The sequence below is a fragment of the Candidatus Colwellia aromaticivorans genome (genome assembly GCF_003333305.1).
Classification (GTDB): Bacteria; Pseudomonadota; Gammaproteobacteria; order Enterobacterales; family Alteromonadaceae; genus Colwellia; species Colwellia aromaticivorans.
This window is the reverse complement of the sequence record NZ_QOLD01000082.1, coordinates 24,770-50,869: the sequence shown is the minus strand read 5'-3', so window position 1 is coordinate 50,869 and position 26,100 is coordinate 24,770. Positions and strand designations below refer to the sequence as shown.

Genomic DNA, 26,100 nt, shown 5'->3' with positions numbered 1-26,100 from the left:
AGCCAAACAAGTAATAAAGCAATTCAAAAGGCGTATCACGCTGAACTATATAGAAAAAAGTTTAAAATACTTCATTTTGAATTACCAAAAAGAAGCGTTCAACTAAAATGGGGATCCCTCAGCCCTACGGGGATGTCTGAGTAAATCATGCTCTTCGTTGCATCTGTTTTTAAGGGCGCTATATGGAAGTAGCTTATTAGAGAATGCAGGAGCATATTCTCCTGAATAACCCTTAATAAAAAGATGCGCCTTGACCATGAATTGCTCAGGCATCCTGAAACACGCATTTTGAGGTATCACGGGTATATAAGACAATGCAGGAGATATATTGTCCTGAACAACCACATGACATTTAATGAGGATAAATAGCATGTTATAATCGAGATATTGAAATTTAGACTATTTTGTTTTTAATTAGGAATGACCATGGCAACCGAACAAGCATTGCAACAACGAAGTAATAACAGCTGCGAGCTTTGCACAGCAACGATAAATTTATCAGTATTTCCAGTACCTCCAACAAGTGACTTAAGCGCACAACAATGTGTCTATATATGCCAAAACTGTCAATCTCAAATTGAATCGACTACAGCGTTAGATGCAAATCATTGGCGTTGTTTAAATGATAGCATGTGGAATCAAGAGCCTGCGGTACAAGTCATTTCATATCGTATGTTGCATAAGCTTTCAACAGAGAGCTGGGCACAAGATGCACTTGAAATGATCTATCTAGAAGATGATGTAAGAACTTGGGCAGAGCAGGGCATCGCAGCGGAACAAACTGATGGCCCAACCCGAGATAGTAACGGGGCAGAATTGCAAGATGGTGATAATGTTACTCTGATCAAAGATTTAAAAGTAAAAGGTGCTAATTTTACCGCTAAACAAGGCACTATGGTACGTGGTATCTCATTAACTGATAATCCAGAACATATTGAAGGCAAAGTAAACGGAACACGTATTGTTTTGGTTGCGGCGTATTTGAAAAAAGCTTAGTTAAAAATAGTTATCAGTTTTTACAACCAGCGCCGTACTTTTTGGCTGTAAGCTTGGTAGTCAGTTGGGAAAAGTTTATTAAGCATCAGTTCTTCAGGCTTTATTTGATAGTGAGTAATGTACCATATAAATAACGGAATAACGGCGAAGCAAGTGACGTTTGTAAAATAAAGTGCTAAAGCGAGTAACACTAGCACTAATGCTAAATACATAGGATTACGTGAGTAAGCGTAAATACCAGAGTCTACTACAGTGCTAGTTTTTTCAGGAGTATGAGGATGATAAGTGGTTTTGTGCTTATGAAAATCATATAAAGCTAACGAACCGATAATAGTGGCTAAGACTATTAAACATATAATGATAGGAAAACTAAGTGATAAAGTAAAACGATATTGAGGGAAATAAGATGCTAAACCAAACATTAAACTTGCACAAATAATAAACTGTACAGGTGGAATAACTTTTAACGCTAGACTCATACTTTATTTTACCATAAATTATTTTTGTATTGACTTATTTTTTCCTGAATACATTGATACCGTCATCTTTGAAATCCGTTGTCAAAGGTGTGATTATCTTTTTATTTGGATTCAGGATGAATATGCATCCTGCATTTCTACTATGTAACATCCATGTTATATCAGTATAAAACAGAGCTGGAATGATAAAATTTATTGATGATTGTGCTAGATAGGCAACTATAGTGTTATAAATGTGTTAACCGGTATTTTTCACAAGCGACTTTATCTTCACACTCACCGTATAAATATAGACTATGGTTCGTCAGCGTGATTTTATGAGATTTAGCAATGTCTGACTGTCTTTGTTCAATGACATCATCTTCAAATTCAACTACGTTACCACACTTTAAACAAACTAAATGATCATGATGTTTTTTATGGGCAAGTTCAAATACTGATTTACCACCTTCAAAGTGATGGCGAGTAACAATACCGGCATCATCAAACTGGTTTAATACGCGGTAAACCGTTGCTAAGCCTATTTCCTCATGTTGCTCTAACAATAACTTATAAACATCTTCTGCGCTAATATGTTGATTCTTTGGCTCTTGAAGAATAGTTAAAATTTTAATACGTGGCAAGGTGATTTTCAATCCGGCTCTTTTAAGTTCTTCGTTCTGATCTGCCATGTAAATAATTTCTCTAAAGGTGATAATGCTCAAAAGTATATGAGGTTATTGACTAAGGATAAAGGCTTAGTTGTATTTATTCAGCTTTTTTAGTTTTAAATAGCAAAAAAGCTCACTTGTTGAGCTTTTTTGTTAGATAATAGCGGCAGTTAAAGCCCTATAAATATTAAGGTTTAAGCGAGTTCAGCTAAGCACATTTCATCATTAAGTTGACTAACCCATTTACTAACACGTGCATCAGTTAATTCAGGCTGTCTGTCTTCATCAATGCATAAACCAATAAAAGTATTTTCATCAATTAATGCTTTAGATGCTTCAAATTCATAACCCTCGGTAGGCCAGCTACCCACAACAATAGCGCCTTTACTTTCAACAATATCACGTAATGGCTCCATTGCATCGCAAAAGTACTCTGCGTAATCTTCTTGATCGCCTAAGCCAAAAATGGCTACTAGCTTGTCAGTAAAGTCAACTTCTTCAAGCTCAGGCAGAAAATCATCCCAGTCACACTGATTTTCACCATAATACCAAGTAGGTATGCCTAAAATTAGCATATCAAACTCTGAAATTTCTTCTTTTGTGCTTTTCGCGATGTCTTTAACATCGACCATTTTTTTGCCCAGTTTTTTCTGGATCATTTTACTAATTGCTTCGGTGTTACCGGTATCACTGCCGAAGAATAAACCTACGATTGCCATGGATATTTACCTTTTAGACTTCAATTAAATTTGTTTTATGTGCTAAAGATTCAATCAATAGCGATTCAATTAATTCACTGCGGCTAATGTCTTTAGTCTTAGCCAATTCTTCTAACTGTTCAAATAAGCTATGGTGTATTTTAAACTCAACCCGCTTTAAACCCTTAGTCTTATCTCGTTTTACTTGATTACGTTTATTTAGTTTAATTTGTACGTTGCGTGGATGTGGGTTCGTTTTAGGTCGCCCTGGACGCTTTTCTTCATTAAACAGGTCAATAGTCGTTAAATCAGTTAACTCTTTTGCCATTAGCCAACACCCTGACTTTCCCAGACGAATTGAATAATTCCCTTGGCAATAAAACCGAAACAACCTAAAAACAGTACGAAATAAACAACTAATTTTCCCATTTTTGGTACATCATTTTTATTCATCACATCGTGAATGGATAAACCAATAAAACCAAAAATGAAAAGAAAAAATAAATTAAGGCCTATTGCCTCTATAAGTTCCAAATGTTCAGCTAGCATGTGTGTTATTTCACTATGAAAAATACATCAAGTGATGTAAGCCAAAAAATTGGCGACATTGTAGCATGTCATGTCATTAAACACATTTACTTTCATGATACTTATGATTAAAAACTCTAACTTAACTACCAAGTTAATTTGTTGATCTTCATCAAGGGCTTAACATTATTCTGTCCTAAGGAGTCGGCTAAAATCATTTTACTCATTGTTGAGTAGTATTTGCTTAGAATGATTAGGCTACATAGTACTCACCGCGATTAAAACGCTTTACTCTCTTTAAAAAAGGCGAACAAAATTTAACCGTTAAAGATCAACAGACCCTAGTTTTTTAAGAAATCTATTACTATTTTATTAAAGGCTACCGTCTTTTCAGCATGTAACCAATGACCCGCACCTTGAATTATTTTAGCTTTAGCCTTAGGGAAAAGTAGCGCTATAACACTTTGATGTTCAGGTAATATGTAATCTGAATTACCCCCTTTAATAAATAAAGTATCACCGTTAAATTGTTGGCCAGTTTGACCATTAATACTTTGCATTATTTGTTGGTAACCTTGTTCAATATAATGCAGGTTACATTTGAATTGAAATTCTCTTTGTTCATTTAGGGCTAAATTTCGCAGTAGAAACGGCCTTACATTAGAGTCAGTTACATATTTTGATAATTGAGTATCCGCATCAGTACGTTTATGTACTTGTGTTAAGTCAATTGCTTTCAAGCCTTCAATAATGGTCAAATGATGAGCCGGGTATTTAACTGGGGCAATATCGGCAACAATAAGTTTATTAAGTCGCTCTGGAAATAAAAGTGCTATCTTCATCGCAATTTTACCTCCCATTGAATGACCTAATATATGGCAATTTTCAATAGACAATTTATCTAATAAATTAATGACATCTTGTGCTAAAACTTGATAGTCCATATTTTGTTGGTGAAAAGAATTGCCATGGTTCCTTACATCAATACTTGTAACGCAATAATGTAGGCTTAGGTTTTTGGCAACCATGTTTAAATTTTCTAAACTACCAAATAAGCCATGAATTAGCACAATATGCTTACCTTCGCCTAGTTGTTGATAATTTAACTGGCCAGGGTGTTGTTGTGTTGGTTGGTTAATATTTGTCATTTTATTTATTCATTTATTTTTATTTTTTAACTTATGGTAATTTTACCATGAAATAACCATGAATTTGGGTATAATCTCGCGGCAATTAAAAATTTATAGAAGTTAGTGATAAATGAAAAATATTGAAATAGACGATGAACTTTATCTGTATATTGTTTCGAATACACAAGCTATTGGCGAGAGCGCTTCAAGTATTTTACGTCGATTACTCACGCTTGATGATACTAACCAACTGTCAGTTCCAGAATCTAACCTAGTAACAGCACTAAAAGGTGATGATACTAAACAAGATGAATTCCCCCCAAATATAGAGGTAAAAGATTCTGATATTGTTGATACTGATTGTAGCGAAATAAAAATTATTACTAGCTCAGAAAGCGTTTTTAATTTCATTAATAAAGAAGAGCTCGCTATGCAGCGTGGTGCTGTAGGCCGGTTTTTATTAATTCTTGCTGCCTTATATAGAGCTCATCCAAAAACATTTAATATAGTAACCAACATAGCGCCTAAAGTGAGTGCGAGAAAAACTAAACGCTTATATTTTGCCTTGAGCGAAGAAATACTAACGGCGAGCGGTAGTAGTACTAAACCGAAACAAGTTCCTCAAAGTCCGTTTTGGGTTATTACCAACTCAAACACAACGCGTAAAAAAATGATGTTAACAGAAGCGGCAAGTTTATTAGGTTACGATGAGAGTGATGTAATAAAAATACGTGAGTTATTGTAAAAAATAGTTCTTAGGTTACAAGTAGTCATTCAAATATAGGGAATAATATGTCTGTTCACCCGCATGCAGGTAAGCCAGTTCGTCCAGAAGATAGAGTTAATCTTGGCCAATTAGTCAGTGAGTATTATCTCAAAACACCTGATGTAGATATTATCGCTCAACAAGTGAGTTTTGGTACCTCTGGCCACCGAGGCACAGCAGCTAAAGTCAGCTTTAATGAACAGCATATTATTGCTATTTGTCAGGCCGTTGCTGAGTATCGTTTAGCGCAAAATATTACCGGGCCACTTTTTTTAGGTAAAGATACTCATGCCTTGTCTGAACCTGCTTTTGCGAGTGCAATCTCAGTGTTCATTGCCAATGGTGTGAATGTTGTTATTCAAGATGATGTTTTATCAAGGTCTCAAACAAATGCTGGCTTTACACCTACGCCCGTGATTTCTCGACTTATTATTTCACATAATAAAACCCATGATGAGTGCTCAATTGCGGATGGTATTATTATCACGCCTTCACATAATCCGCCAACTGATGGTGGTATTAAGTATAACCCGCCACATGGTGGACCAGCAGAAGGAGATATAACTAAACAAATTGAACAAAGAGCAAATGAGCTCATTAAAACAGGCTTGGTTGATGTTAAACAACTGCCTTATGTTCAAGCATTAGAATCTGAGTTGTTAACGCAGCAAGATTTTATTGAACTGTATGTTAGTCAACTTGAACAAGTTATTGATATGCAGGCTATAGCCAAGTCAGGTGTAACTATAGGTGTGGATCCCCTTGGTGGCTCAGGTATTGCTTATTGGCCCGTTATCGCTAAAAAATACGGTATTAGTATTACTATTGTCAATCCGGTTGTTGATGCCAGCTTTGCTTTTATGCCGCTTGATAAAGACGGTAAAATTCGCATGGATTGTTCATCCCCTTATGCGATGGCTGGTCTTATTGCGATGAAAGATGATTTCGACATTAGTGTGGGTAATGATCCAGATTTTGACCGACACGGCATAGTGACTAAAAGCGGTGGTTTAATGAATCCGAATCACTATTTAGCCGTTGCTATCAACTATTTGATGACACATAGAGGTTGGCCACAAAAGAGTAAAATAGGTAAAACACTTGTGTCTAGTTCACTCATTGATCGCGTAGCGAAAAATATCAATAGACCATTATCAGAAGTACCGGTAGGTTTTAAATGGTTTGTCGACGGCTTAGGTGATTCAAGCTACGCTTTTGGCGGTGAAGAAAGTGCTGGCGCTTCATTTATAGCTCGTGATGGTAGCACATGGACTACCGACAAAGACGGTTTCATTATGGCGCTATTGGCCGCTGAAATATTAGCCGTTACTGGTAAAGACCCATATCAGCATTACCTTGAGTTGGTTAGCGAGCTAGGTGAGCCCTATTATGGCCGTGTTGAAGCGGTTGCTTCATTTGAACAGAAAAAAGTTCTCACAGCACTATCGAGTAATGATGTTACTGCTGAGATGTTAGCAGGTGAAAAAATAGTACAAATTCTTTCTCATGCACCGGGAAATAATGCTGCTATTGGCGGTATTAAAGTCGTTACTGATAATGGTTGGTTTGCTGCACGTCCATCGGGCACTGAAGAAATCTATAAAATATACGCTGAAAGTTTTATTGATGAACAACATTTGCAAACCATTATAAAAGAAGCCCAAGATATTGTAAGTGCTGCGTTTAAAGCGGCAGGATTGTAATTAAGCAAGTATATAGATTGGACGTAATTATTCACCATACCCAGCGTGCACGTCATTCCGGTTGTGTCTTAAGCCGGAATCTGCCAGTTTTAAACATTAGACTCCCGATTAAAACATCTCGGGAGTGACGATAGATGAGTAGTTACGATTGGACAATTATAAAGGTTAACCATGGCATATTTACAAGAGAGTTTATCGGCATCACAGCTACAATATCAACTTCAAAAAACAGCTGACTTTTTACATTTAACGCGTAGTCATGAATTTTCGATGGCTGCGTTTAATTTTGAAGTCAAATGCACACAGAACTCATCAAAAGCTAAAGTATCAGTACTTGATACTGGCATTATAATTTTTGAACCGTTAAACCACACCTCAAGTAAAGATATCGTTTTATCTAGTGCTGTTCACGGTAATGAAACTGCACCCATTGAAATATGCAATGAGCTAATCAAACAACTAATTTTAGGAAAGTTACACCTAGAAAATAGAACGCTATTTTTATTTGGTAATCCTCCTGCTATTAATATCGGACATCGTTTTGTTGAAGAAAACCTTAATCGACTCTTTAGCGGTGCTCATTCACAAGGTTCTTCATTACATAAGGGGCAGGGTGAAGTTTTGATTAACAAAGAGCATCATCGTGCTTTGTTATTAGAAAACACCGTAAAAATTTTTTATGAAAATAATAATTATAAAGAACGTAACAGTGAGCGCTTTCATTATGATCTACACACAGCAATACGAGGCTCTAAAAATGATAAATTTGCCGTTTATCCATTTAGACACAATAAATCTTGGGTAAAAGAGCAATTACAATTTATGCTGGCTTGTGGCATCAATACTATTTTATTTTCTAACTCGCCAACCACTACATTTAGCTACTTTTCGTCAAATAAATTTGGCGCCCATGCTTTTACTGTCGAACTAGGTAAAGTTAAGCCTTTTGGTGAAAATGATATGACAAACTTTGCTGGTGTAATTGGCAGCTTAACCGCTTTAATTTCAGGACAACCGCTAGCGCTAGCTGAATATAACAAAGAAGATTTTAGCTTTTTTGCGATAGACCAAATCATTGACCGTCACAGTGATGATTTTAAATTTCACTTTAGCGACGATGTTGAGAATTTCACTGACTTTGCTATTGGCACTGTTATCGCAACAGATGGTGAACAAGAAATTAAAACTCAAAAAGCAGGTGAGGCCATTATTTTCCCTAATGCTAATGTTGCTATTGGTCAACGAGCCTTGTTAACGGTAATTCCAGTAGAAGTTAACCCAGAATAAACTATTACTGTTGAAGTGAGGTCTTCAATAATATGACTCACTTATATCAATGAGTTTTATCACTAACTCGACTTACGATTCAACTTTTGTTGGTCATCACTTTTTTCGTTGAAACTACTCAAATTAATCGATTATTCATCAAAAATACGATATGTATTTCTTCCAGCTTCTTTTGCTTGATATAAAGCTGTATCAGCATTATTCATTAATATATCTAAATCAAAGTTAGCGTTGTGCTGATGTATTGCTACTCCAATGCTGATACCAACCGATAATTGATCCTTGCCATAAGGTACGGATGTAGGAATCAATGCAATAACTCTTTGTAATGTTTTTTTATGCTTTCTATGTTGTCTGGAGCGTAAAGCACAACGGAAAATTCATCACCACCAAGGCGCGCCACCAAATCTGTTTCTCTAAAAATTAATGATAGATTATTAGCAACCGACTTTAAAATCAAATCTCCAGCAGCATGACCATATTCATCATTTATTGGCTTAAATTTATCAAGGTCAAGCGCTAACAACGCGATAATTTTATCTTCGCGCTTAGCTAAAGCCGCCATTTCATTGATACTACTCTCAAATTTATTGCGATTGGCTAAGCCTGTCAGGGGATCGGTTAAGGCAAGACGAGTTATTTTTTCTTCGGCAGCTTGTCGTTTTATTTCATTATCTTTAAATATTTGTAAAGAACTATGCATTTGTCCCAATTCGGTATGATCATTTTCATAACGTATCTCCTGCGGATAAATGGGAATATCAACCTCACCCTGAGACATTTTCAACATGACTGTTGAAATGTTTTTTACTGGGTTAATTACTTTACGGGTAAAAACCCAATAGATAAAAAAGGCGATAAAGATAGTTGATGTAATAACAATAAACGCATTTTGCTGTTCTTTGTTATAAACATCCTGTATTAAAACACCTAACAAGTCAGACTTTTTTTCTATTTGGTAAATAATATCTTGTTCAATGGTTTTTAAGCCCCTTAAAGAATAGATATCACTTATTTCAACTTGACCGTCAATTTCTTCAGGCGACAAATCTTGCTCAATGCCTTGATCAATAATCTCAATATTTGATTTGTATTTATTCAAAACAGAGATTATATCTTCTAATGCGGTTTTTTCACTTATCGTTGGACTTAGTTGCTTATACTCATTGATTAAGTTTTCAATGTTTCCTATTGAATTTAAGGCATTCTTCTTATATTTAACATCACGACGAAGAATATAATTTTTAAATGAATGAATCATACCGCCATAGCCTAATTCTGCATAAAGAGCAGAAGCTAAAACAGGCTTGTTCGTTCTATCCGCAAAAAATGGATGCACGCTAACAATCTCATCTTGCAATAATTTTAAACCACGTAATGCTAACTCATCACTCAGTTTTACTAAGTTATCTATCTCAATACTAGTGCTATTTTCGCGACCTTGTCTCGAATCAGTATAATCGCTTGTTGATAGTGGTCTAACGTGGATTGAATATCAGATAAAACCAATTTTTCAGTTGGAGATGTACCCAACGCGATATATTGTTTAACTACAGCTTGTGCTGCCCCCATAGAACGTTCAACTTTAACAAAGTGTGAAAAGTCTTTTCGTAGGATGTAATTCTTAAAATTATGTATCATGCCGCCGTAACCCACTACTTGATATAAGGAGTTAATCAAGCGGGCTTTTTCATTATTTTGAGATCTAAATGCACTCCATGATTGCTGAATTTCATCAACTTGCTCGGCCACACGTATTGAAGAATAACCATGAATAAAAGCGATAGAAGTTAATGCAATTAATATAATAATTGACAGCTTACGAAGTGATAAATGATCCATATCTATTTATGTTCCTTTTTGTTAATTATCTGAAATAAATAATATTAAAACATAGGCTTATGGTAAAAAATCAACTAATTTACTTCAAATAAGTTTTTTTAGCCAGAATGATTGAATATTGGTTTTTATAATTTAAACCTCTATGTGAAAGGGGGATTCTTTTGCTAGTATTTAGTCACAGTTATTACCATGGTCATTAAATATTATGATGTATGTTCCTTTAGGCAGTAGTTCTTTGAATGTTTCTCGAGTTTGTTTAGGCAGTATGACTTGGGGGTTACAAAATAATCAACAAGATGCAAATGCTCAAATTGACTATGCTTTAGCACAGGGAGTTAATTTTATTGATACCGCTGAAATGTATGCTATACCTCCATCTGAACAAACTTATGGTAAAACAGAAGCTATAATAGGCAATTGGTTAGCTGCTAATTCCTCTAAACGAAAAGATATAGTGCTTGCATCAAAAATAGTCGGACCAGGTTTTTCATACATACGTGAAGGTAGCTCTATTTCAGGGAAAACTGTAAAAGAGGCGATTGATGGTTCCTTAATGCGCTTACAAACAGATTATATTGATTTATACCAATTACATTGGCCTAATCGTATGTCGCCACATTTTGGTAATCATTGGCCCAATACTAAAGGCTTTCTAAAAGAAGATACTGCTGAAGAAATAGAGAAAATGTTAGATATATTACAAGGGTTAGCTGACAGTGTTAAAGCAGGTAAAATTCGCTATTGTGGCCTTTCAGATGATACTTCTTGGGGAATTAATCAATATTTACGTTTAAGTGAAAAATATGATTTGCCTCGAATGGTTTCTATTCAAAATGAATTCAGTTTACTACATACCAAAGATTGGCCTTATTTAATTGAAAATTGTGTACGTGAAAATATTGCTTACTTGCCTTGGTCGCCTCTAGCAACAGGGCTACTGACAGGGAAATATCTTAATGGTGCTCGCCCTGAAGGAAGTAGATGGACTTTTATGCAAAGAAAAGGGCTCTTTAGAGACACAAAAAATACCAATGCAGCAGCTCAAGCTTATGTTGATTTAGCCAAGCATTTTGATATAACACCTGCACAATTGGCACTTGCTTGGTGTGATCAAGTTAACGGTGTTACCTCTACTCTCATTGGCGCAACAACAATGAACCAGTTAGAAGAAAACATAAGCGCTTTTAAAACTAAATTGTCAAAAGAGTTAATAATTGAAGTTAACGCTATATTAAAGCAATATCCAGCTCCTTTTTAATAAATAACTGGATATTGTTAACTAGATAAATATCAAAAAAGATCATCTAGCTCTATTTCTTATACAAGCAATGAACATCATAGTTTTATATTATTATAGACTAACTTTTTAGTTAGTTTTAATGATGTTTCACACACCTCTATAATTATTTTCAACTACTCATCCCTTTGATAAAACTACTTTTTTTTGTTTTTGCTGTAAACATTTCTGCACACTTTCAACTTAAGTCGCTATATTTCATTGTTCAATAATCTTGAGTCATGGTTAACGTAAAGGTAAGGTTTTGCGCGATTATTACAAATTATTGACTATACTCAAATTGAATAAAGTCTGTATAAAACAAGCATAAAATAATAAGTGTAAAAAATAAAAATTACACATCTATTTTGTTCAGCCAATTTATTATCAATTTAATAGCACGAACAATTAAAATAAGAGAATGTTATGAGTAGTGAGCTTTATAATGAGGGACCCGTTGTACATAAACCTACGTTTATCGACGGCACCAGCGTTGAAATTCCAGAATTAAAAATATTAAAACAAGATGGTAGTGTTTATGAAGGCAGTGATATGCCTGACATAGATGAAGCACTTGCCGTTAAGGTATATAAAACCTTCGTTTTTCATCGCGTATTAGATGAGCGTATGGTGGCATCACAGCGCCAAGGTCGCTTAAGCTTTTATATGGCGGCATTAGGCGAAGAAGCCGCCAGTGTTGGTGGCGCAGCAGGTTTGAAGCCACAAGATATGATCATGAGCCAATACCGTGAACAAGGCGCATTAATGTTTCGTGGTTTTAGTCTTGAAAACTTTATGAACCAAATGTTCTCTAATGAAAAAGATTTAGGTAAAGGCCGACAAATGCCAATTCATTATGGTTCAAACGAATTGAACTATATGACGGTTTCTTCTCCTCTAGGCACACAAATCCCACAAGCAACAGGTTATGCTTATGGTCAAAAGTTACAAGGCTTAGACGCAGTTACTCTTTGTTATTTTGGTGAAGGTGCGGCATCAGAAGGTGATTTTCATGCGGGTTTAAATATGGCTGCGGTACATGAAGCCCCTGTGATCTTTTTTTGTCGCAATAATGGCTATGCTATTTCAACACCGTCAGATGAACAGTATAAAGGCAATGGTATTGCTTCACGTGGTGTTGGTTATGGTATTAAAACCTTAAGAGTAGATGGTAATGATATTTTGGCCGTTATTAAAGCCACACAAACAGCGCGTAAGGTTGCTTTAAAAGAGAATGTTCCCGTATTGGTTGAGGCTATGTCATATCGTTTAGGCGCACATTCAACGTCTGATGACCCATCAGGCTACCGTACTCGAGAAGAAGAAGCTAAGTGGCAGGCTAATGATCCCATTTTAAGAATGAAAAATTGGCTGTTGGCAGAAAATTGGTGGGATGAAAACAAAGAAAAAGCATTGTTTGAAAAACTTCGCGAAAAGGTATTAGCTGCAGTTAAAGTATCCGAAAAAATGAGTAAACCTCATATCGATACTTTAATTACTGATGTTTATGATGTCCCTTCAAACCAATTGAAAGCGCAATTAGAACAAGTGAAAATGCACGTTAATAAATACCCAGAAGCCTATCCATTTACTGCGGGGAAATTTTAATCATGGCAAAAATGAATATGTTACAAGCCATTAATAATGCGCTTGATATCGCTATGGGTGAAGATGATTCCACCTTATGTTTTGGTGAAGATGTTGGACATTTTGGTGGCGTTTTTCGTGCAACGAGTGGCTTGCAAGATAAATATGGAAAATTACGTTGTTTTAACACACCATTAGTTGAGCAAGGTATTATTGGTTTTGCTAATGGTTTAGCAGCACAAGGCTCTCGCCCGATTGCTGAAATTCAATTTGCGGATTATATTTTTCCTGCCTTTGATCAAATTGTTAATGAAGCGGCTAAATTTCGCTATCGCAGTGGTAATGAGTTTGACGTAGGTAAGTTAACTATTCGCTCGCCTTATGGCGGTGGTATTGCGGGTGGTTTGTATCACAGCCAATCACCCGAAGCTTATTTCGCTCATACTCCGGGCTTAAAAGTGGTTATTCCACGCAATCCCTATCAAGCTAAAGGCCTGTTACTTGCTTCTATTCGTGATGACAATCCAGTGATATTTTTTGAACCTAAGCGCTTATACCGAGCATCAACGGGTGAAGTACCGATAGAAGATTATCAATTACCACTTGGTAAAGCTGAAGTACTGCAAACGGGCAGTGATATCACGTTACTTGCTTGGGGCGCGCAAATGGAAGTTTTACAAAAAGCGGCTGATTTAGCTGCAAATGATGGAATTTCTTGTGAAGTTATTGATTTGCGAAGCATATTACCTTGGGATATAGAAACTATAGCAAACTCGGTAGTTAAAACGGGTCGTTTATTAGTCAGCCAAGAAGCACCACTAACGGCAGGGTTTGCTAGTGAGATAGCGGCAACTATTCAACAAGAATGTTTTTTACATTTAGAGTCACCGATAGAACGTGTTTGTGGTTTAGATACGCCATATCCGTTGGCATTAGAAAAAGAATACGTAAGTGATCACTTAAAAATATATGAAGCGATTAAACGCAGTTTTAATTACTAATACTTGATGATAAGAGTGATTGATAAAAATGTCTGATAAGAGTACTAGGGAAAAAATATGAGTATTGATTTTATATTACCTGATATTGGTGAAGGTATCGTTGAGTGTGAACTAGTTGAATGGCTAGTTAAAGAAGGCGAAACAGTTGCTGAAGATCAACCTATTGCTGATGTGATGACAGATAAAGCATTGGTACAAATTCCTGCAATGCATTCAGGCGTAATAGATAAACTATTTTACAAGCAAGGTGAAATAGCCAAAGTACATTTACCGCTATTCTCAATGATTACAACTGACGATGGTGGAAGTTGTGAACCCAAAGAAGCGCTCAGTGATGTGCAGGCTGAAGTAGAAGCCGAACAAACTGTAAAAGAAGTGCCTAGTGCTGAGTCAGATAAAAAAGAAACACCAAGTATAGAGCAAAGACAAACAAAGGGTAAAGCTGTTGCTAGCCCTGCTGTTCGTCGTGTTGCCCGTGAGCTAGATGTTAATATTAGTGAAGTGACAGGCTCAGGTAAAAAAGGGCGAGTGTATAAAGATGACGTTTTAATGTTCGAAAAAGCTGGCAACACTGTTGCTGTTCAAACTCAGGCTTCTTCTACAGGTGTTGAGCCTAGCTATGTTGAAAAAATAAAGGGTATTAAAGCGTTAATGGCAAAAGCGATGGTTAATTCGGTTAGCACCATTCCTCACTTTACTTATTGTGAAGAAATCGACATGACAGAACTAATCAAGCTGCGTCTAGAGCTCAAAGAGGTATATGCCAAGCAAGACATTAAGCTAACCATGATGCCATTTTTTATGAAAGCTATGTCGCTAGCATTAAAAGAGTTCCCTGTAATAAACAGCCAAGTTAATGATGACTGTACCGAGCTAACCTATTTTAATGATCATAATATCGGTATGGCGGTAGATTCAAAAGTAGGATTATTAGTACCTAATGTAAAACAAGTACAAAACAAATCAATTGTAGACTTAGCCACAGATATTACCCGTTTAACTGTTGACGCGCGCAGTGGTAGAGTGCAACAGGCTGATTTAAAAGGCGGTACTATCACAATATCTAATATTGGTGCTATTGGTGGCACGGTAGCTACACCTATTATTAACAAGCCTGAAGCGGCTATTGTTGCGCTAGGTAAATTACAAACACTGCCAAGGTTTAACGAACAAGGCATTGTTGAAGCGCGTAGCATAATGCAAGTAAGTTGGTCTGGTGATCACCGAATTATTGATGGTGGTAGCATTGCGCGTTTTTGTAATTTATGGAAATCATTTATTGAAAATCCAAGTAACATGTTAGTGCATATGCGTTAACAAGTTGCGAGTGGCGGGTATTGAGTTTCGAAATCCGCCATTTTTATTTTTTACTATCAAGCTATTCTTTTTATTTAAATTTTCACCTTAAAAAAGGTAATATGTTATTGAATAAGATTGCTATTTTCGAGAATAGGTACCTTTGTGACAGCAAGCCAATCAGAAAAAAGTACTGAACAGAAACTCCAACATTTCTACATTGCTGAAGAGCAATCTATTTACCTGCTCAATCATAAAGACGCTACAAAATTAAAACAGTGGGTTGATCTTTGCCAGCAACAACTAAAACACCTTGGTTATAAAAATATCGCCTTACTGGGTAAGGGAGCTTATGGTTTTGTGTTTTGCGGTAATAACAGTGTTGGTGATGAGGTGGTGTTTAAATTCTCAAGACTTAACTTACCACAACATGTACAAGACAGACTTAGCGAAGAAGCTGATATTCAAAGTCAGTTAAACCATACCCAAATTCCTTACGTTATTGACTATCAAAAAATAAAGCGACAATCTATTTTACAGATGACTCGCGCACCGGGTATCGACTTAGAACAGCTTTCACAGCAACAAGGCCCACTTTCACCAGAACTCGTGGTTAGTATTGCTATTCAATTAGCTGACATATTAATCTATTTACGTGATGTTAATGCTCATACGAATAATAAACCCTATGTACATGGCGATATAAAACCTTCTAACGTGGTATTTGATGAGGAAACAGGATTAGTACAGTTAATTGATTGGGGCTCTTCAGTTATTGCTCAGCTCGATGTTGACGGACAGACAACTAGCAACAATATAATGGATCTAATGAGTAGTGACTTGCAGCACAGTAATGCCAGGCTAGGTGATGTTTACTTTATTGGCCCAGAGCAAATAAATGGCGGGTTATCGTCACCGCGTTTCGATGAACAAGGTTTAGCTGCAACACTCTATGCGATAGCTTCTGGTCAGTCATGTCGCTATGGATCAAACGTGATCACGCCTAATTCGTTAGGTTTACCAAAAATGTTAGCGAATGTGCTAATGGCAATGCTTAGTGATGATGAACAGCAGCGCTGTCAGGGCGGAGATTATTTTTTCAATAATTTATCTTATTTAAAGCAATTAGTTTTATCAGATAAACCAACTGTTATTAAAAGTGAACCACTAATTCCCGTGTGGACTAAACCTAAAAAAGAAGCAATTGATACGGTAGTCTATGGTTCTCGTAAGTCTTTTTTACGAGAAGAGTCTAACGGTGAAAGCTTAGATGATATAGATGATGTGCAGTTAGAGAAATATTATAAAAATTACTTAATGGGTATGGGTGATAATGAAAAAGCATTTATTGCAGCCTTAAGCCGTTTAGGTCATTTTCCTGTGGTAGGCGGGTTAGCAATTCGTTGGGCGAAAGAGGGCGTTTATATCGACTCTAATTTAACCTTGTTTGAACCGAGTTTAAAAACCTCTTTTGAAAGTGCTGTAAATAATATTATTCATTTGGCCCAGGGAATATTTCGCATTGGGGTATTTAAAAGCTGCTTGTTTAATGCACGTAATACCTTACATGTGGAACGTGAAGATCAGAATACCCCATTTTATGCTTTGTCTGACCAGAGTATTGCGTTTGAGGTGAGTGATGTTGCAGACATGGATGATATTACGCGGCTACATTCTTATTTTGAGGATGGTAAAGACCCAGATGAATATTTGTATTTACCTGATGAGTTGATGGCTGTATTGGCAAGGTTAAACCTTATTCATCATACCGGTTGTATTATTTTTGAAGTGTTGCCCACCCATTTAAAAATTCATAGTTACTTGATGCTTTTAAATCATGATAAAGAAAATGAATTTAGCCAATGTTTAGCTGAAATTATGACGCTATTACCGACTATTAATGGTATTGGTATTTCTGGTTTTATGAAATTGCCCTATAAGGACACTCGCTTTTTTGAACATATTAGTAGTTTACCCGAGCGTTTTTATCCTAAAAATCCCAAACTCATATAATTAACGGCAAAGCTATTTTTACTGTAACTATTCACCATACCTAGCATTCCCGTCATTCCAGTTATTTCTTGAGCTGGAATCTCAGTGTTTAAAAGCCTAGACTCCCGATTTAAAGACCTCGGGAGTGACGATAGGTGAATAGTTACTTTTTATTTTGCTTTTATTGGGATTGAGCAAATAAAAAGCCAGCAAAAAATGCTGGCTTTTAGATCAAAACTTTATGTTACGGCATTACTCACCATTAAAAGCTATATGATGCTCTTACATAATACTCACGTCCGGCAAGTGAAAATGGAAAGCTTGACCAACCATATTGAAAACCAAGTTTTCGGAAATCAGTACCGTCTGATGCAATAGCATTATCGCCCCAGTCATCAGGGTATTCATCCGTTAGATTTAATATACCGCCACTAACATCTATTTGATCCGTTACATGCCAGCGAGCAGTTAAATCAAATAAGCTTTTCGCGCCCCAGGTATTAGCTGGCGTTCCGTAAGCGGCAGTTGATACTTCACCGTAATAAGTCATACGACCCGTTACTGACCAACTATCTAAATCCATCATGGCAGAAACACTTAATCTGTCTTGTGGCTGGCCTTTCTCGACTAACAATATCTGAGCAGAATCAAAAACTACTTCATTAGGGACTATTGATGATGAAGTATTGATATTAGTCACTTCAGTGTTGTTATGGTGATAAGCAAGTTCGTAGACAACGCTACCAAGGTCTTCTAATTCTTGGGTATATTGGTTTACCCAATCAAGACCGAAGGTTTCAGTATCAATAGCATTAGTGAATATAGATACATTTTTTACCCCATCTAATATATCACCAGTACCAGAATGGCGATCAAAAAAGTCGTCTATAGGAGTACTAATACCGCGTTGAATGTTGCCAGAATAGGCAATGCGATCATCAATGTTTATTTGATAAACATCAAGGGTAGATGAGAAGCTGTCTCTGGTGTATACCAAACCAACAGAGATATTAGTTGAGGTTTCTTCTTCTAGCTCTTTAAATTCAAGCTCTTGTGCCAATGCATCATTAGGACGCAAGGTTACTGTATCTGCTAGTACACCGTTAGTTAATGTAATTGAGCGTTGGGTAAAGTTAGACTGCTGCATACCCGGTGCTCGGTAACCTGTTGAAGCCGAGCCACGCAGTGAAAAGTTGTCAGTTAAGGTTAAATGCGTTGATAGCTTACCAATAACAGTACTACCAAAGTCATCGTAATCTTCATAGCGAACTGCTGCAGCAACTAACCAGTCTTCAGTTAAATAGGTTTCAGTGTCTAAATAGATAGCAAAACTTTTTCTATCGGTATCTATTGCCATGGCAGGGCTGTAACCTTGGAAACCTTGCATACCAGGAACTGTAACTGCCAGTTTTACTAGGCCATCTTCAGGATCAATATAACTACAATCATTTTTGTCTGTAGAATCTGTAGAGCCCGTAGGGTTTACAGACTCACCACAAAGGACGTTACCACGAGCATAAGTGACTTCATCACCGGCTTCTTGCTCATAACCATCTATTCTATACTCTACACCGATAGCGATAGCGGTCTCATCGTAAAGTCCTAAATCAATGGCGGTTACAGCGTCTAAATTAAAGGTAGTTTGACTAAAAACAAGCGCGCCATCATAAGCTGATGTTGGGCTGCTTGGTCCGTAACTGGCATTAAGAGAGTTTGTATTACTGAATTCGAAACGGTTTTCGCCGGTAACAATACTGGCATCAAGTCCCCAATCACCAATTTCAGTTTTATAACCCACCGCCATTGAGAAATCTTCAGATTGAGTGCCTAACCCTGGTGTTACGCCTTCTGGGAATAATGTACTCCATACACGGTCATCAGCAGCAGGGCGGTAAAAACCAAGAGATTCACCTTCTTTGGCAGTATAACCACCAAAAGCGTATAATTCACTACCTTCACCTAAATCATAAGAAAAGTTTGCCCATAGGCTAGTCATTTCAGTTTCGGCTTCACCAACAAGTAATAAGACTCTTGGCTCTGGAATACTGCCATACCAATCTACCGCCGTTGCTCTATTCATTTCACCGTTATCAGCGTATTCAAAAGTAAGGTTTAACATACCTTTGTCACCAATATCAAAACCATAGTTAGCGCCTAGCTCATAGCTTTCACCGTCACCTTCACTGGTTTCGCCATATTGAGCCCAAACTGTACCACCACCGTTATTTTTAAGAACAATGTTAATAACACCGGCAATCGCATCAGAGCCATATTGAGCTGCCGCACCATCGCGCAATATTTCAATATGAGAAATAGCGGTCATTGGAATTGAGCTAAGATCTGTACCAGCGCTACCGCGACCAACATTTTCTTGTACAGCAACAACGGCTTGTTGATGACGGCGCTTACCGTTGATTAATACTAATACTTGATCTGGCCCTAAGCTTCTTAGTGAAGCAGGGCGCATTAAATCTTGGCCATCAGACGTTGTGGTATTGTTCATGTTAAATGAAGGGGCAAGTTTGCGAAGCATATCAGGCGTGCTAGTTGCACCCGAGTTTTTAATCGCTTCAGCTGAAATAATATCAATGGGTGCAGGGCTGTCTGCCACTGTACGGTTAGACATACGGGTACCAACGGTAACTATACGCTCTATATCTGAATCTTTAGCGCTATCAGCATTACTATCTTGTGCTATTGCTGAAGTGCCTGCTAGCGATAAATACACTGCTATCGCAAGTGCACTATGTTTAAATTTAACTGTCATGTTTTGTTATCCTTTAGTCTTTTGTTGTTATAATAAATTATCACACCGATGTAAATATTCGGGGCGTAATTATTATGTTTTTTATAATGGGTTTTCATAACGCTGATTGTAATAATTGACCTTATTTAGAGTGGAAAGGGCTAAAACACTGTGTTTACCATACTTTATCGGTTTATTATTTACTACATAGATAGATAGATACATAGATAGATAGATAAGTTATTTGTTTGACTGATAAGACTGCATAGAAAATAACTAAAATTCAAGGCAGTGATACAATTTTTTTCACTAGCTTTAATTAAAAGTGTATAGAAATATTTACAGGAAAGACAAATAAAAAGTATCTAGTATTTTAAATACTAAATTAACTGGTATGAACCAGCAGCACGGGCAACAAATAATGTTTGATGCAAACGACTGGCATATTCATCAGTCATACCGGCAACATAATCAGCAATTACTCTATGGGCATTGTCATCATTATCCAAAGCATATTGCCAGCGCTTAGCGCTATTACTGGGTAGTAATCTCAATGGGTCAGAAGACAGCGCTTCAAATAATTCCATAACTATTTGTTGCCCTCTATATTCAAGTCGCTGAATGCTAGTTTGTTTAATAACAAAGTTATAAACGAAGTCTTTAAAAATTTGTAATGCTTGCAGGGTGACTTTTGGTAAGGTTGCGTTATATCTAAGTATATTTTCTTCAAAATTCACATCGTCGTTTAGTTCATTCAAATCAGTTAACTCAATAGCAGTAATCAGGTAATTAACCAAACCGCCAATAGCATCTTTTTGTAAGTGGTGTTGCTCACTAAATAGTTTAGCGGTTAACGTTTGAGAGTATTTCTCAAGCCATTGATCATCCAATGATTTTAGTTTGTTGATAACGTGTGATTCAAAGTCATGTTGATTGACTATGCCAGTAACAATGGCATCTTCAAGATCATGAATGCCATAAGCAATATCATCTGCTAGTTCCATGATTGAGCAGTCAAGTGATTTAAACCTTGTTCTATTATGACCATTCTCTTTAACATCTATTTGTTGAAAAAGTTTACGGTCAGTGACGGATAAAGAGGATAATAACCAATCAATGATCTCGCTGTCATCGCTATATAAGCCTTTGGGAGGGTGCCATTCACTGGCTTTGAGTTGTCTAAAATTATCAATAGCACCATTTCGTATTGGTTTGTTTAGTTGTTCTAATACTTGTGGATACTTCATTAAACCGAGTAAAGTTCTGCGGCTTAAATTCATACCGTGGTGTTCACTAAAAGGCTCAAGACGAGCAACAATTCTAAAGGTTTGCCCATTACCTTCAAAGCCGCCGTGATCACGCATCATATAATGTAGGGCAACTTCACCCCCGTGGCCGAATGGGGGATGACCAATATCATGCGCTAAACAAATGGCTTCAATTAAACTATCAGAGTCTGGAATCAAAACTTGGCAGAGTGTCGGATATTTGAAACGAAGCTGCGAGGTAATGCCAGAACCAATTTGGGCGGCTTCAAGTGAATGAGTTAAGCGAGTACGATAAAAGTCACTTTGTCCACTGCCCATAACTTGGGTTTTTGATTGTAAACGTCTAAAGGCTGCTGAATGTAATATTCGAGCTCGATCACGTTGAAAGGGGTCTCGGTGATCTTGTTGTCTCTTTGATACCTTCTTCAACCGTCGTTCTAACCAAACTTTATCCATTAGATTACAAACCTATCATTTTATTAAAAGCTATCTTTTTAAAGAGTGTTTTTAAAGGGGCTTAGCTTAAAAATTCACCTTAACATGCTATTTTATAAATGAATATAGAGATGAAATTTTTTATATAATGACCGTAAGACAAAATATAATAAATTTTATAAAAATCATCGTGTATGTCAGTGTAGAGTTTGTACTGTGGTGTTAAAAAGTAAAGTAGTCCGCGATCAAATTGATCGCGGTTTAGTAGTGATTAAAAGCAATGGTAAATAACAGTAAGAACACTTGCTGTAAGCTTTTTATTTATGGTTTAGTGGCAATAAAAATGGCTCGTTGTGGGGCAGGGTAACCTTCAATCGTTTTACTATTATCAAGGGGATCAAGAAAGTCAGATAGTGATTCTGTGTCAATCCAGTCAGTTTTTCTTTGTTCATCAAGTGCGGTAATATCGGTGTTAACCACACGAATATCTGTAAAACCACAGCGCTCTAACCAAGCACACATGGCTTTAGCGCTAGGTAAAAACCAGACATTCCGCATTTTAGCGTAGCGTTCCCCAGGGACTAATACGGTATTTTCATCTCCATCAACAATTAGCGTTTCAAGTATTAGTTCACCGCCTTTAACTAATTGTGCTTTTAATTGATAAATAAAATCAATGGGTGAACGACGATGATATAAAACACCCATCGCAAATACGCTATCAAAAGCATTAAGCTCAGGTAATTGTTCGACGCCTAGCGGTAATAAATTTACCTTGTTATCATTAATAAAATGTTGAACTGCGTTAAATTGCATCAAAAATAATTGGGTTGGATCAATACCGACAACAAATTTTGCTCCAGCACCACGCATACGCCATAAGTGATAACCACTACCACAGCCAATATCAAGAACATATCTACCTGATAAATCGCTGATGTGTGGGGCTAATCTGTCCCATTTATAATCACTTCGCCACTCAGTGTCTATATGTAATCCATGAATGTGATAAGGGCCTTTACGCCAAGGTTTGAATTTTTTTAACAAGTTTTCTAAGCGCTTATGTTCACCCGCATTAAAATCTTCTTTACAGCCAACAGTGACACTATTGACCAAATCAATATCTGATGTATGTGTTGATGGCAGGGCATCTAACGTTTTTTGCCAATGTTTATATTCGCCATGAAGATTGTTTTTATGCCAATAATCAAGTTGTGATGGCAGTGTATTTAACCAATGACTTAAACGGTTTGTGGCAATTTCTTGATAAAATTTATTAAAATGTGTCATGAATAATTCATTTTGTTGTTGTTTAAATACCTATGCTTTGCTGTTCACTTATTTTGAGCTTGTCTTTCTTCGACTGCTCCCTTCGACTGCTTCGCGCTCAGGGCCAACGGAGTGTTTCCGTTCATCCTGAGCTTGTCGAAGGAAGGGCCAACGGAGTGTTTCCGTTCATCCTGAGCTTGTCGAAGGAAGGATGAACGATCTGTTTTCATCCTACTATCCTAAGTTTATTTTATGGCAATAAAAGAGATAAAATTAAAGCATTGAAACCAGGGGGATACATGCTTAAAGCCGGCACTTTTTAGGCGATTAATATGCTGTTCTATTGAATCTGTACGCATGACGTTTTCTAATGCGGTGCGTTTTTGAGCAACTTCTAGTTCGCTGTAACCGTTAGCGAGTTTAAAGTCATGATGTAAATTGATTAAATGTTCATCAATAACAGAATCGCCATGGGATATTTTTTCTGAAATTACTAACAAGCCGCCCTCATTAATACCTTGTGCAATACGATCGATTAAACCTTGTCGTTCTGTTTTTTCGATAAACTGCAAAGTAAAGTTAAGTACCACCATAGAGGCATTTTCAATTGCTATATCTTGAATGTTCGCTTCAATAACGTCAACGGGTGTGGTGCCTTTAAAAGCATTAATATGCATTTTACACCGTTCAACCATTGCTGATGAATTATCAACAGAAATAATTTTACACTGCTTAGCTTCAATCCCTTTGCGCATAGCTAAGGTTGCTGCACCTAATGAACAACCCAAGTCGTAAATAGTGGTGTTGTCTTGTACAAATTGTTGGCTAAGGCGACCAATGGTATCAATAATTGTAGTGTAACCTGGCACTGAACGACTGATCATATCGGGAAAAACTTCCACTACTTGTGCATCAAAAGCAAAATCGTTCACTTGGGCTTGGGGATTTGAATAAATTAAATCGGTATCAGGAGTGCGCATAGTAATTAATCATTTATACATTATTGCTCGGATAAGTGAGCGTATTTTAACTGATATTGATTGGATATAAAAACAAATATACCCGTTCCACTTGAAAATACATGATTCATCTGGAATTATAAACGTCTTTAGGTAAGGCATTCTCTTCAATCAATTCCTTGCCTCTACGCCTTTTAATTCTCGCTGAATGATCTATTCATTACTTCAATTACTATTATCGTTTTAACGGGGTGACTTTACTAATCTTTGCTTTATAATATGCGGCATTTATCGCTAGCTAAAGTCATTTCAGTTAGCGTCAATTTTTAATTATTAAAGTAGCAAGGCAAAAAATACATGCGTAGTCTTTATTGTGGTGAAGTTAACGAATCTCATATTGGTCAAGAAGTCACTCTTTGTGGCTGGGTTAATCGCCGTCGTGATTTAGGCGCTGTTATCTTTCTTGATTTACGTGACCGAGAAGGTTTAGTTCAAGTTGTTTATGATCCTGATCTTCCTGAAGTGATTGCTATTGCCAACACCTTGCGTAATGAATTTTGTGTTCAACTTAAAGGTAAAGTACGTGCTCGACCTGAAGGTCAAATTAACAAAGACATGAAAACAGGTGCGATTGAAATACTAGGTCTTGAACTGACTATTCTGAATAAATCTGCACCTTTACCACTTGATTCAAACCAAAACAATTCAGAAGAGCAGCGTTTAAAATATCGCTATCTTGATTTACGCCGTGTTGAAATGACTGAACGTATGCGCTTTCGTGCGAAAGTGACTTCAAAGGTGCGTAGTTCATTAGAAGCATTAGGTTTTTTAGATATTGAAACGCCTATTCTTACTGCGGCAACACCAGAAGGTGCTCGTGATTATTTAGTTCCAAGTAGAACGCACAAAGGCAAGTTCTTCGCTTTACCGCAATCTCCACAGTTATTTAAACAATTGTTAATGATGTCGGGTATGGAACGTTATTATCAAATTGTTAAATGTTTTCGTGATGAAGACTTACGTGCTGATAGACAACCTGAATTCACTCAAATAGATATTGAAACTTCATTTATGAGTAGCGCACAAGTCATGGATGTTAGTGAAACCATGATTAGAGAGCTATTTAAAGAAATGCTTGATGTTGATCTTGGCAAATTTCCATCAATGCCATTTAGCGAAGCAATGCGACGTTTTGGCTCTGATAAACCTGACTTACGTAATCCGTTAGAGTTAGTAGATGTTGCTGATATACTCAAAGATGTAGAATTTAAAGTATTCTCTGGCCCTGCAAATGACGAGAATGGCCGTGTTGCTGTTATTTGTGCGTCAGGTGGCGCAGCTAAATTCTCAAGAAAAGGCATTGATGATCTGACAAAGTTTGTTGGCATTTATGGCGCTAAAGGTATGCCATGGATGAAGGTTAACGATATTGATGCCGCTTTAGCCACAGGGCTTGAAGGTTTACAATCACCAATTTTGAAATTTTTGTCAGCAGAAGCTGCAAAAGCGTTACTTGAACGTACTAATGCTAAAACGGGTGATATTATATTTTTCGGCGCAGATAATTATAACGTAGTAACTGAATCACTAGGTGCGCTTCGCCTTAAATTAGGTGAAGATTTAGAGTTACTAGAAGGTGACTGGAAACCATTATGGGTTGTTGATTTCCCTATGTTTGAAGAAATAGATGGTCGAATGCATGCACTTCATCACCCATTTACTGCACCCACTAACTGTACACCAGAGCAGCTTGAGGCTAACCCATTAGGTGCTTTGTCAGATGCTTACGATATGGTGCTCAATGGCTGTGAATTAGGTGGTGGCTCAGTGCGTATTCATAACCAAGACATGCAGTCTGCTGCGTTTAGAATATTAGGGATTGATGACGAAGAAGCACAAGAGAAATTTGGTTTCTTACTTGAGGCTTTACAATATGGTGCGCCGCCACATGCAGGTTTAGCTTTTGGTCTTGATCGCTTAGTGATGTTAATGACTGGTGCTAGCTCTATTCGAGAAGTGATGGCATTTCCGAAAACGAATACAGCAGCATGTCCATTAACGAATGCACCAGGTAATGCTAATACTGCTCAGTTAGCTGAGTTGGGTGTACAAGTCATTCCTCAGCAAGAAAACGCTGAGTAATTAGTCGTTAGTATCGAGTTGGAGAGTTGCGAAGAGAGGGGCAATATTTT

Annotated in this window: 23 protein-coding genes; 10 read left to right on the top strand and 13 right to left on the bottom strand. The window is 36.9% G+C overall.

Going from position 1 to position 26,100, the window contains the following annotated elements; translation table 11 throughout:
• Nucleotides 1-426: 426 nt before the first annotated feature.
• Nucleotides 427-996 (top strand): PhnA domain-containing protein, encoded by a 570-nt coding sequence (locus DWA31_RS13530; RefSeq protein ID WP_114327106.1) that lies wholly within the window; start codon nt 427-429, stop codon nt 994-996.
• Between the two features lie 20 nt (nt 997-1,016).
• Here DWA31_RS13530 and DWA31_RS13525 read toward each other — a convergent pair whose 3' ends face one another.
• The 6 genes from DWA31_RS13525 to DWA31_RS13500 form a co-directional block, all read right to left on the bottom strand.
• Complete coding sequence (locus DWA31_RS13525; protein ID WP_114327105.1) at nt 1,017-1,475, bottom strand: methyltransferase family protein; 459 nt, start codon at nt 1,473-1,475, stop codon at nt 1,017-1,019.
• Nucleotides 1,476-1,702: 227 nt separating this feature from the next.
• Entirely contained in the window at nt 1,703-2,146 is a 444-nt protein-coding gene (gene fur, locus DWA31_RS13520; protein ID WP_114327104.1) for a ferric iron uptake transcriptional regulator, read from the bottom strand.
• 173 nt (nt 2,147-2,319) lie between these two features.
• Entirely contained in the window at nt 2,320-2,844 is a 525-nt protein-coding gene (fldA, locus tag DWA31_RS13515; RefSeq protein WP_114327103.1) for a flavodoxin FldA, read from the bottom strand.
• Between the two features lie 13 nt (nt 2,845-2,857).
• Complete coding sequence (gene ybfE, locus DWA31_RS13510; protein WP_114327102.1) at nt 2,858-3,151, bottom strand: LexA regulated protein; 294 nt, start codon at nt 3,149-3,151, stop codon at nt 2,858-2,860.
• Nucleotides 3,151-3,372 carry a DUF2788 domain-containing protein gene (locus tag DWA31_RS13505; RefSeq protein ID WP_114327101.1) on the bottom strand — a complete coding sequence of 74 codons (222 nt, stop codon included), beginning with the start codon at nt 3,370-3,372 and terminating at the stop codon, nt 3,151-3,153. Before DWA31_RS13505 ends, ybfE begins: the two co-directional genes overlap by 1 nt.
• Nucleotides 3,373-3,692: 320 nt before the next feature.
• Nucleotides 3,693-4,499, bottom strand: a complete 807-nt coding sequence (locus DWA31_RS13500; RefSeq protein ID WP_114327100.1) for an alpha/beta fold hydrolase — start codon at nt 4,497-4,499, stop codon at nt 3,693-3,695.
• A gap of 112 nt (nt 4,500-4,611) precedes the next feature.
• Here DWA31_RS13500 and DWA31_RS13495 point away from each other — a divergent pair, with 112 nt between their 5' ends.
• From DWA31_RS13495 to astE, 3 genes are all read left to right on the top strand, one after another.
• Nucleotides 4,612-5,226, top strand: coding sequence for a replication initiation regulator SeqA (locus tag DWA31_RS13495; protein ID WP_114327099.1), 615 nt, complete (start codon nt 4,612-4,614; stop codon nt 5,224-5,226).
• 47 nt (nt 5,227-5,273) lie between these two features.
• Nucleotides 5,274-6,950, top strand: a complete 1,677-nt coding sequence (gene pgm / locus DWA31_RS13490; protein ID WP_114327098.1) for a phosphoglucomutase (alpha-D-glucose-1,6-bisphosphate-dependent) — start codon at nt 5,274-5,276, stop codon at nt 6,948-6,950.
• A 171-nt stretch (nt 6,951-7,121) separates the two neighbouring features.
• On the top strand, nt 7,122-8,237 hold the full coding sequence (gene astE, locus DWA31_RS13485; protein ID WP_114327097.1) for a succinylglutamate desuccinylase: 1,116 nt from the start codon (nt 7,122-7,124) through the stop codon (nt 8,235-8,237).
• Between the two features lie 131 nt (nt 8,238-8,368).
• Here the strand turns inward: astE and DWA31_RS17735 are convergent, their stop codons facing one another.
• From DWA31_RS17735 to DWA31_RS13470, 3 genes are read right to left on the bottom strand one after another with little or no spacing between them, the layout of a single operon-like run.
• Complete coding sequence (locus DWA31_RS17735) at nt 8,369-8,548, bottom strand: diguanylate cyclase domain-containing protein (RefSeq protein WP_281268635.1); 180 nt, start codon at nt 8,546-8,548, stop codon at nt 8,369-8,371.
• Nucleotides 8,545-9,597: a diguanylate cyclase domain-containing protein gene (locus DWA31_RS17730; protein WP_114327095.1), complete on the bottom strand. Its 1,053-nt coding sequence runs from the start codon at nt 9,595-9,597 to the stop codon at nt 8,545-8,547. Before DWA31_RS17730 ends, DWA31_RS17735 begins: the two co-directional genes overlap by 4 nt.
• Nucleotides 9,598-9,647: 50 nt before the next feature.
• On the bottom strand, nt 9,648-10,079 hold the full coding sequence (locus DWA31_RS13470; protein WP_114327094.1) for a hypothetical protein: 432 nt from the start codon (nt 10,077-10,079) through the stop codon (nt 9,648-9,650).
• A gap of 205 nt (nt 10,080-10,284) precedes the next feature.
• On the opposite strand from DWA31_RS13470, the gene DWA31_RS13465 reads away from it, so the two are divergent.
• The 5 genes from DWA31_RS13465 (at nt 10,285) to DWA31_RS13445 (ending at nt 17,252) form a co-directional block, all read left to right on the top strand.
• A complete protein-coding gene (locus DWA31_RS13465; protein WP_114327093.1) occupies nt 10,285-11,337 on the top strand; it encodes an aldo/keto reductase in 1,053 nt (350 codons plus the stop codon).
• Nucleotides 11,338-11,781: 444 nt separating this feature from the next.
• Entirely contained in the window at nt 11,782-12,963 is a 1,182-nt protein-coding gene (locus DWA31_RS13460; protein WP_114327092.1) for a thiamine pyrophosphate-dependent dehydrogenase E1 component subunit alpha, read from the top strand.
• A 2-nt stretch (nt 12,964-12,965) separates the two neighbouring features.
• A complete protein-coding gene (locus DWA31_RS13455; protein WP_114327091.1) occupies nt 12,966-13,943 on the top strand; it encodes an alpha-ketoacid dehydrogenase subunit beta in 978 nt (325 codons plus the stop codon).
• Nucleotides 13,944-14,000: 57 nt separating this feature from the next.
• Complete coding sequence (locus DWA31_RS13450) at nt 14,001-15,260, top strand: 2-oxo acid dehydrogenase subunit E2 (RefSeq protein ID WP_114327090.1); 1,260 nt, start codon at nt 14,001-14,003, stop codon at nt 15,258-15,260.
• 144 nt (nt 15,261-15,404) lie between these two features.
• Complete coding sequence (locus DWA31_RS13445) at nt 15,405-17,252, top strand: protein kinase domain-containing protein (RefSeq protein WP_114327089.1); 1,848 nt, start codon at nt 15,405-15,407, stop codon at nt 17,250-17,252.
• Nucleotides 17,253-17,493: 241 nt separating this feature from the next.
• Here the strand turns inward: DWA31_RS13445 and DWA31_RS13440 are convergent, their stop codons facing one another.
• The 4 genes from DWA31_RS13440 to cmoA form a co-directional block, all read right to left on the bottom strand.
• Nucleotides 17,494-19,998: a TonB-dependent receptor plug domain-containing protein gene (locus tag DWA31_RS13440; RefSeq protein ID WP_114327088.1), complete on the bottom strand. Its 2,505-nt coding sequence runs from the start codon at nt 19,996-19,998 to the stop codon at nt 17,494-17,496.
• A gap of 359 nt (nt 19,999-20,357) precedes the next feature.
• Nucleotides 20,358-21,701: an anti-phage deoxyguanosine triphosphatase gene (locus DWA31_RS13435; protein WP_114327087.1), complete on the bottom strand. Its 1,344-nt coding sequence runs from the start codon at nt 21,699-21,701 to the stop codon at nt 20,358-20,360.
• Between the two features lie 300 nt (nt 21,702-22,001).
• Nucleotides 22,002-22,970, bottom strand: coding sequence for a tRNA 5-methoxyuridine(34)/uridine 5-oxyacetic acid(34) synthase CmoB (gene cmoB, locus DWA31_RS13430; protein ID WP_114327086.1), 969 nt, complete (start codon nt 22,968-22,970; stop codon nt 22,002-22,004).
• 224 nt (nt 22,971-23,194) lie between these two features.
• Nucleotides 23,195-23,929: a carboxy-S-adenosyl-L-methionine synthase CmoA gene (cmoA, locus tag DWA31_RS13425; protein WP_114327085.1), complete on the bottom strand. Its 735-nt coding sequence runs from the start codon at nt 23,927-23,929 to the stop codon at nt 23,195-23,197.
• A gap of 336 nt (nt 23,930-24,265) precedes the next feature.
• Between cmoA and aspS the strand changes: the two genes are divergently transcribed.
• Nucleotides 24,266-26,050, top strand: a complete 1,785-nt coding sequence (gene aspS / locus DWA31_RS13420) for an aspartate--tRNA ligase (RefSeq protein WP_114327084.1) — start codon at nt 24,266-24,268, stop codon at nt 26,048-26,050.
• Nucleotides 26,051-26,100: the final 50 nt, after the last annotated feature.

Bases quoted from the DNA above. Each gene is read 5' to 3' on its own strand.
- DWA31_RS13530 (WP_114327106.1), top strand. From the start codon at position 427: ATGGCAACCGAACAAGCATTGCAACAACGAAGTAATAACAGCTGCGAG.
- DWA31_RS13525 (WP_114327105.1), bottom strand. From the start codon at position 1,475: ATGAGTCTAGCGTTAAAAGTTATTCCACCTGTACAGTTTATTATTTGT.
- fur (WP_114327104.1), bottom strand. From the start codon at position 2,146: ATGGCAGATCAGAACGAAGAACTTAAAAGAGCCGGATTGAAAATCACC.
- fldA (WP_114327103.1), bottom strand. From the start codon at position 2,844: ATGGCAATCGTAGGTTTATTCTTCGGCAGTGATACCGGTAACACCGAA.
- ybfE (WP_114327102.1), bottom strand. From the start codon at position 3,151: ATGGCAAAAGAGTTAACTGATTTAACGACTATTGACCTGTTTAATGAA.
- DWA31_RS13505 (WP_114327101.1), bottom strand. From the start codon at position 3,372: ATGCTAGCTGAACATTTGGAACTTATAGAGGCAATAGGCCTTAATTTA.
- DWA31_RS13500 (WP_114327100.1), bottom strand. From the start codon at position 4,499: ATGACAAATATTAACCAACCAACACAACAACACCCTGGCCAGTTAAAT.
- DWA31_RS13495 (WP_114327099.1), top strand. From the start codon at position 4,612: ATGAAAAATATTGAAATAGACGATGAACTTTATCTGTATATTGTTTCG.
- pgm (WP_114327098.1), top strand. From the start codon at position 5,274: ATGTCTGTTCACCCGCATGCAGGTAAGCCAGTTCGTCCAGAAGATAGA.
- astE (WP_114327097.1), top strand. From the start codon at position 7,122: ATGGCATATTTACAAGAGAGTTTATCGGCATCACAGCTACAATATCAA.
- DWA31_RS13470 (WP_114327094.1), bottom strand. From the start codon at position 10,079: ATGGATCATTTATCACTTCGTAAGCTGTCAATTATTATATTAATTGCA.
- DWA31_RS13465 (WP_114327093.1), top strand. From the start codon at position 10,285: ATGATGTATGTTCCTTTAGGCAGTAGTTCTTTGAATGTTTCTCGAGTT.
- DWA31_RS13460 (WP_114327092.1), top strand. From the start codon at position 11,782: ATGAGTAGTGAGCTTTATAATGAGGGACCCGTTGTACATAAACCTACG.
- DWA31_RS13455 (WP_114327091.1), top strand. From the start codon at position 12,966: ATGGCAAAAATGAATATGTTACAAGCCATTAATAATGCGCTTGATATC.
- DWA31_RS13450 (WP_114327090.1), top strand. From the start codon at position 14,001: ATGAGTATTGATTTTATATTACCTGATATTGGTGAAGGTATCGTTGAG.
- DWA31_RS13440 (WP_114327088.1), bottom strand. From the start codon at position 19,998: ATGACAGTTAAATTTAAACATAGTGCACTTGCGATAGCAGTGTATTTA.
- DWA31_RS13435 (WP_114327087.1), bottom strand. From the start codon at position 21,701: ATGGATAAAGTTTGGTTAGAACGACGGTTGAAGAAGGTATCAAAGAGA.
- cmoB (WP_114327086.1), bottom strand. From the start codon at position 22,970: ATGACACATTTTAATAAATTTTATCAAGAAATTGCCACAAACCGTTTA.
- cmoA (WP_114327085.1), bottom strand. From the start codon at position 23,929: ATGCGCACTCCTGATACCGATTTAATTTATTCAAATCCCCAAGCCCAA.
- aspS (WP_114327084.1), top strand. From the start codon at position 24,266: ATGCGTAGTCTTTATTGTGGTGAAGTTAACGAATCTCATATTGGTCAA.